This is a genomic window from Frisingicoccus sp. (genome assembly GCF_048388605.1).
GTDB lineage: Bacteria > Bacillota > Clostridia > Lachnospirales > Lachnospiraceae > Frisingicoccus.
In genome coordinates this window covers 1-5,550 of the sequence record NZ_DBGCTU010000050.1, presented here as the reverse complement: position 1 = coordinate 5,550, position 5,550 = coordinate 1, and the positions used below count along the sequence as shown (strand labels likewise).

The window sequence follows — 5,550 nt, the reverse complement described above, 5'->3', positions numbered from 1 at the left end:
AAATTCTGTGTTCAAAGGGGCTTGGGGGCGCTGCCCTCAACAAGCAAGCGGAGAGGAAAATCACGGAGGGATTTTGCGCTCTGCGGGTCGGTGTGTATTAACACCGGCATTGCTTGCCAATTTTTACCCGGAAATGAAAGGAGCCAGTGAGGAAACAGTCAAATTTCACTCACCGGCTCAATTCGTTTCAAATTTCTCGGATAGTTCTGTTAGTTCTTTTGCGGTCTCCTGCGTATGGTGCAAGAGGGTTTCACGCATTTCTGATGGACAGCTGCAATAAAGCATCTTCATTTGATTGGCTCCCTCATCTTCTGGAGAAACATCTGGATTGATCAGAGAGTCCAGAGAGATCGGCAGCACCTTTGCCAATGCCTTCAAAATCAAGTAAGACGGATTCATCTTTCCCTTTTCGATGTTGGCAATCTGCTTGACAGATACATGACTCAGATCGGAAAGCTCTTGCTGTGTCAGGTCTTTTTTCTTTCGGGCTTCCCGCATTTTTTGCCCCAAAGCGGTTAAATCGTCAATCGGCATAATCATTCACCTCAAATATATTTTATCGTGCTGATTTTTACAATGGAATAACCTTATTGTGCTTGTCAATAAGGCTGATTATACCGATTTTGGTGAGGGATATTTCCACATACTTGTATTGTTCGAGTAAGAGAACTATAATGTACTCTGTGGAGGTGCGAAATGGACTATATGACATTGAAAGAGGCCACCGAAAAGTGGGGCGTGACACCTCGTAGGGTAAATTATTATTGCGCCGGTGGGCGTATCCCCAGTGCCGTGAAAATGGCCGGTGTTTGGCTGATCCCTAAAACTGCGGAGAAGCCTATGGATGCTCGTACAAAAGACTTTCGGAAAATAGATAAATAATTGAAAAATGATTGCTATATTTGCTGTTAGGAGGTGAGCATAATGAATGCAAAGATACTGATTGCTGACGATGAAAGCGATATTGTTTCTATGCTCGGCAGCTTTTTTGAAAGCAAGGGCTTTCGTGTCTTGCCTGCTTCCAATGGTGCAGAAGCACTAAAGCAAGTGGAAAAACAACCGGATATTATTTTGCTTGACATCAATATGCCTGGAACGGACGGGTTAGAGGTTTGCAAGCGTATCCGCGATCACATATCCTGCCCAATCCTTTTTCTGACTGCCCGAATCGAAGATACAGATAAGGTAAACGGCTTTGCTGTTGGCGGCGACGATTACATTGTGAAGCCCTTTTCACTTATGGAACTTGAAGCGCGAGTGTGCGCTCATCTGCGCCGGGAAGCGCGACACAACTTTGAAACGCAAGTCAAGTTTTCTGGTGATTTGACGATTGACTATTCGGAACGTTGCTTGTTCTTTGGTGATAAGCGTGTCGGTCTTGCAAAAAAGGAATTTGATATTGTGGAACTGCTTTCTCAAAATCCGGGACAGGTCTTTGATAAAGAACGGATTTATGAGCGTATTTGGGGTTATGACAGCGAGGGCGACAGTAGCGTTGTGGCAGAGCATATCCGCAGGATACGAACAAAGATTGCGGCATATACAGACCGGGTATATATTGAAACAGTTTGGGGGTGCGGATATAAATGGTTAAAATAATGCGACCCGTACAAAATTTATCTCTGCGTAAAAGTCTTGTACTCTATATTGTTCTCTTTGTTATGTTCGCTCTTGCCCTATCAATTATGACTGCTTCTGTATGTGAAACTGTCGCCAATAAAATTAATGAAAAGTACCCTAATACTGGCGAAAAATACTACTTGACGAATGAACAGGGGGAACGTTTGGGAGAAGGAACTTATATTTATAAGGAGCTGCCTGTCTTGAACGAACAAGACGAACAATTGCTTGCTATATTAGATTTGTTGCCAACCGTTACACCCCCTATTTATTCTGCATTTTGTATCATAGCGGCTGCGCTATTGTTTTACAAAAATAAACTGAAAAAACCGCTTGCTGAACTGCGGGCGGCTTCTGAAAAAATAGCGAACAATGATTTGGACTTTTCAATCGACTATGACAGCAACGATGAATTGGGGCAGCTTTGCGCATCCTTTGAAATCATGCGGACAACCCTTGCGGATAATTTCTCTAAAATGTGGCGGCAAGTTGAAGAAAGAAAAGCACTCAACGCCGCTTTTGCTCACGATTTGCGTACCCCTCTGACGGTACTAAAAGGCTATAATGAAATGCTGCAAGCCAGCGACAATTCCCAAACGAGGGAAACCGCCGCCACAATGGGAAAGCATATTTCCCGTATGGAAAACTATGTGAGCAGTATGAGCAATCTTAGGCGTATGGAAGATACGCAGCCGGATTACAAGTTGATTGACTTGCAACCGTTGGTATCTTCTTTGTATGACAGCGCAAAAATCGTTTGTACGAAAAACGGAAAAGAGTTGATTTTACAAAATAACATCCCTATTTTGCAGCTATCTCTTGACAGTGCATTTATCTCACAGGTATGCAACAACTTGATTTCTAATGCTGTGCGGTATGCCCGTACTTTAGTAACAATATCTTTCGCCTTGCATGACAACGGTTTGCTGCTTTCCGTATCGGACGATGGGAATGGTTTGGATAAAGACAGCCTACAAAAAGCCGCAAATCCGTACTTCACAGGGGAAAGCAGCCATTCCGAGCATTTCGGACTTGGGTTATATATTTGTAAGCTGCTTTGTGAACACCATAACGGTTATCTGAGGATTGAAAATACCGAAGTGGGAGCAAAAGTTTCCGCCTTCTTCAAAACTCCTGTCTTGTAGATAAAAAATAGATATTTACCCGCTATACTCTCCATGAAAACACATGGAGAGTATTTTATTGCTCCCTATGGAGAAAGGAGCTTTTTTATGGAATTAAAGACAGTTGGACTGACAAAAGAGTTCGGTTCCAAAATCGCCGTAGACGATTTGAATATTACTCTGGCTAATGGTGTCTACGGCTTGCTGGGCGCAAATGGCGCAGGAAAAACAACGCTAATGCGGCTGCTTTGCAATATCCAAAATCCCACTTCCGGAAAAATACTGTTGAATGGGAAAAATGCTGTTGGGCTGGGTGAACGCTATCGAAGCCTCTTGGGCTACTTGCCTCAGCACTTCGGATATTACCCGGACTTTTCAGCGTTTGACTTCCTGCTATATGTTTCTGCCCTAAAAGGCTTGGACGAGAAGGCAGCGCGGAAGAAATCAAAAGAACTGCTGGAAGCGGTAGATTTATCAAAGGAAAGTAAGCACAAAATCAAAACTTTTTCGGGAGGCATGAAACAGCGTTTAGGGATTGCACAAGCCATGCTCAATGATCCCCGCATTTTGATTTTAGACGAGCCGACGGCGGGGCTTGACCCGAAAGAGCGCGTCCGTTTCCGCAATTTGATTAGTGCCTTTTCCAAAGATCGCATTGTAATCCTGTCTACGCATATTGTTTCCGATGTGGAGTTTATCGCGGAGGAAATCATTATGATGAAGTCCGGGCAAATCATTCATTTTGGAAATCCGCAGGAGATTACTTCTGAAATCAACGGTCAAGTATGGGAATGTACGGTTCCGACTGCCTATGCGGAAAAATACGCGGCTTCCTATAATACAAGTAATCTGCGGAACACTAGTGAAAACCAGACAATCCTGCGGATTGTTGGAGAGCGTCCGCCGATGGAAAATGCAGTAAGGGTACAGCCTACTTTGGAAGATTTGTACCTGTTTTATTTCAAAGGAGGCTGTGAAGAATGAAAAAACTAATTTATTTTGAACTGCGGAAGATTTTTTCCAAGCGTTTATCTATGGTTACCCTTATTGGGATACTTCTATTCTCTGCTTTGCTTTCTTTTTCCACCTATCAAAATAAATACGCTTTTGACCAGAACGCCGGTGAAGGTTCCGGCAAAGCAGCAGTAGAAATCGACAAGGAAATCGCAGCAAAGTATGAAGGAATCCTGACCGATGAAAAAGTGCGACAAATGATGTCTGATTTTGCGCCGACATCAGATTTGCATGGGTTGAATGCGGCCTATATTTACCAAAACGCCATGCAATCCGCAGCCTTTTCACGATTTTCAGATCTGAACGGAAATTGGAACGGATTGAGTGTTTCCGATGTGTTCGGTAATGAAGAAATCAAAATTGGCTATGTAGATGGTTGGCTGTCAACAAGTCGAAACATGGTGCGGGTATTTACCGCGCTTGCTTTTGCGGTTAGGTCAGCTTGTCGGCCTCATAGGAGGCGATCATCGCCCGGCAGCTGTCCTCCACAGTTTTTCGGGTTTCATAGTTCGTGGCATCGTCAATCTTCTGATCCACATAGTCCACTTGATTTCCGAGCCAGGTGTCACCCCAGCCCAGAAATATCAAGAAAACGCAAATGAGGGCGGCCACTACAACCGCCCCCACAATGCTCAACGCCTTTCTCATGATGTTACCCTCCGACCTTCACGACAGGATCGTCCACCTCAAAGGGAATGTCAGAATAAAGGTAGGTGCCCGTCCATTCGACATACTTACCATCTGGAGTAAAGAAGAATATCCCAGCATCGTTCTCTCCATAGGAGCCGTCCACGTCGGCGACCCAATCAAGCCGATACTCAGAGGAATACGCCTCGCTATCCGGCGTTAAGTAACTGTTCAGACTGCTGACCTTACCATCAACTACAAACCGCCCCACAACGCTGCCGCTCTCAGTAAAGAGCACAATGTATCCAAGGGGCTTTTCTACCTGGCAAACCACGGCCGCAGCCTTTTCTCGCTGCCCGTTGACCCAATAGGCCCGGCGGATTAGGTTATAGCGCTCCAGAGAGAAATCGAGGTCAGTCGGCGTTGGCTGGCGCTCCTGGAGATCGCTCACAGTGTCGAGGGTGGAAACCATGTCTTGATGTTGGCCACTGGGTTCTCCGCAGGCCGAAAGGGAGAATATCATAGTTATGACCATCAGTAGTGTGATGATTTTCTTCATTTTGAAATGTCCTCCTGATTTTTTTATCGTGCTACCCCGGTGTTCTGCTGGAAATGCCGGCACTTCAGTTCCACCGGCTCGATCCAGGGAATATCACGGAGTCGAATCATCCGGGCAGAGTTTTCATCTTTGGTAGGCAAATGGACGCTAACTTCATCCACAGCATGCTGGGCCGCCAGATACTCCTCTTTATACTGGCATACATCCCGATGGCTGCATCTGGTGCAGCAGGTTTCCTTTACTCCGAACATACGAACCATCTCCTCATAATTTTTATCAAGCGTTGCCGCTTTAACATTCAGCTGATGCAGAACCATTTGCAACTCGTCTACCAGATAGGTTTTATCATGGCCTTCGCGTTGGGGGAGCATGCTTCGAATCCAATCGGCAGCAGTAATAGGAGGCGGGATTTGCAAACCAAGGTCACGAGCCATGCTGTCAATATATCGCGCCATCTGAGAAGTTGGCGCCACAATAACGGCACCAGTTTTTGCGAGCCTGTGAAAAAAACTCTGTAAATTAAACACTATAAAGGTCTTCTATGATAAAATATATTAAATCATAGGAGGCCTTTTATTATGGCAAACAGAAAAAAAGAAGTTTACA

8 protein-coding genes are annotated in these 5,550 nt (G+C 44.9%); 5 read left to right on the top strand and 3 right to left on the bottom strand.

All coding sequences use genetic code 11. The features are described from left to right. Positions 1-177: 177 nt before the first annotated feature. Complete coding sequence (locus ACMN7X_RS13330; RefSeq protein WP_227573384.1) at positions 178-534, bottom strand: helix-turn-helix domain-containing protein; 357 nt, start codon at positions 532-534, stop codon at positions 178-180. 162 nt (positions 535-696) lie between these two features. On the opposite strand from ACMN7X_RS13330, the gene ACMN7X_RS13325 reads away from it, so the two are divergent. The 5 genes from ACMN7X_RS13325 to ACMN7X_RS13305 all read left to right on the top strand — a co-directional run bounded on the left by ACMN7X_RS13325 (position 697) and on the right by ACMN7X_RS13305 (position 4,360). Next, entirely contained in the window at positions 697-882 is a 186-nt protein-coding gene (locus tag ACMN7X_RS13325) for a DNA-binding protein (protein WP_418747948.1), read from the top strand. A 42-nt stretch (positions 883-924) separates the two neighbouring features. Further along, complete coding sequence (locus ACMN7X_RS13320; RefSeq protein WP_177654324.1) at positions 925-1,599, top strand: response regulator; 675 nt, start codon at positions 925-927, stop codon at positions 1,597-1,599. Beyond that, positions 1,587-2,765 (top strand): ATP-binding protein, encoded by a 1,179-nt coding sequence (locus tag ACMN7X_RS13315; RefSeq protein WP_177654326.1) that lies wholly within the window; start codon positions 1,587-1,589, stop codon positions 2,763-2,765. The genes ACMN7X_RS13320 and ACMN7X_RS13315 overlap by 13 nt, the downstream gene beginning before the upstream one ends. An 87-nt stretch (positions 2,766-2,852) precedes the next feature. After that, complete coding sequence (locus ACMN7X_RS13310; protein WP_177654328.1) at positions 2,853-3,728, top strand: ATP-binding cassette domain-containing protein; 876 nt, start codon at positions 2,853-2,855, stop codon at positions 3,726-3,728. Then, complete coding sequence (locus ACMN7X_RS13305) at positions 3,725-4,360, top strand: hypothetical protein (protein WP_418747947.1); 636 nt, start codon at positions 3,725-3,727, stop codon at positions 4,358-4,360. Before ACMN7X_RS13310 ends, ACMN7X_RS13305 begins: the two co-directional genes overlap by 4 nt. A gap of 50 nt (positions 4,361-4,410) precedes the next feature. On the opposite strand, the gene ACMN7X_RS13300 is transcribed toward ACMN7X_RS13305, so the two are convergent. Continuing rightward, complete coding sequence (locus tag ACMN7X_RS13300; RefSeq protein WP_418747946.1) at positions 4,411-4,944, bottom strand: lipoprotein; 534 nt, start codon at positions 4,942-4,944, stop codon at positions 4,411-4,413. A gap of 23 nt (positions 4,945-4,967) precedes the next feature. Beyond that, positions 4,968-5,315 carry a hypothetical protein gene (locus tag ACMN7X_RS13295; RefSeq protein ID WP_418747945.1) on the bottom strand — a complete coding sequence of 116 codons (348 nt, stop codon included), beginning with the start codon at positions 5,313-5,315 and terminating at the stop codon, positions 4,968-4,970. Positions 5,316-5,550: the final 235 nt, after the last annotated feature.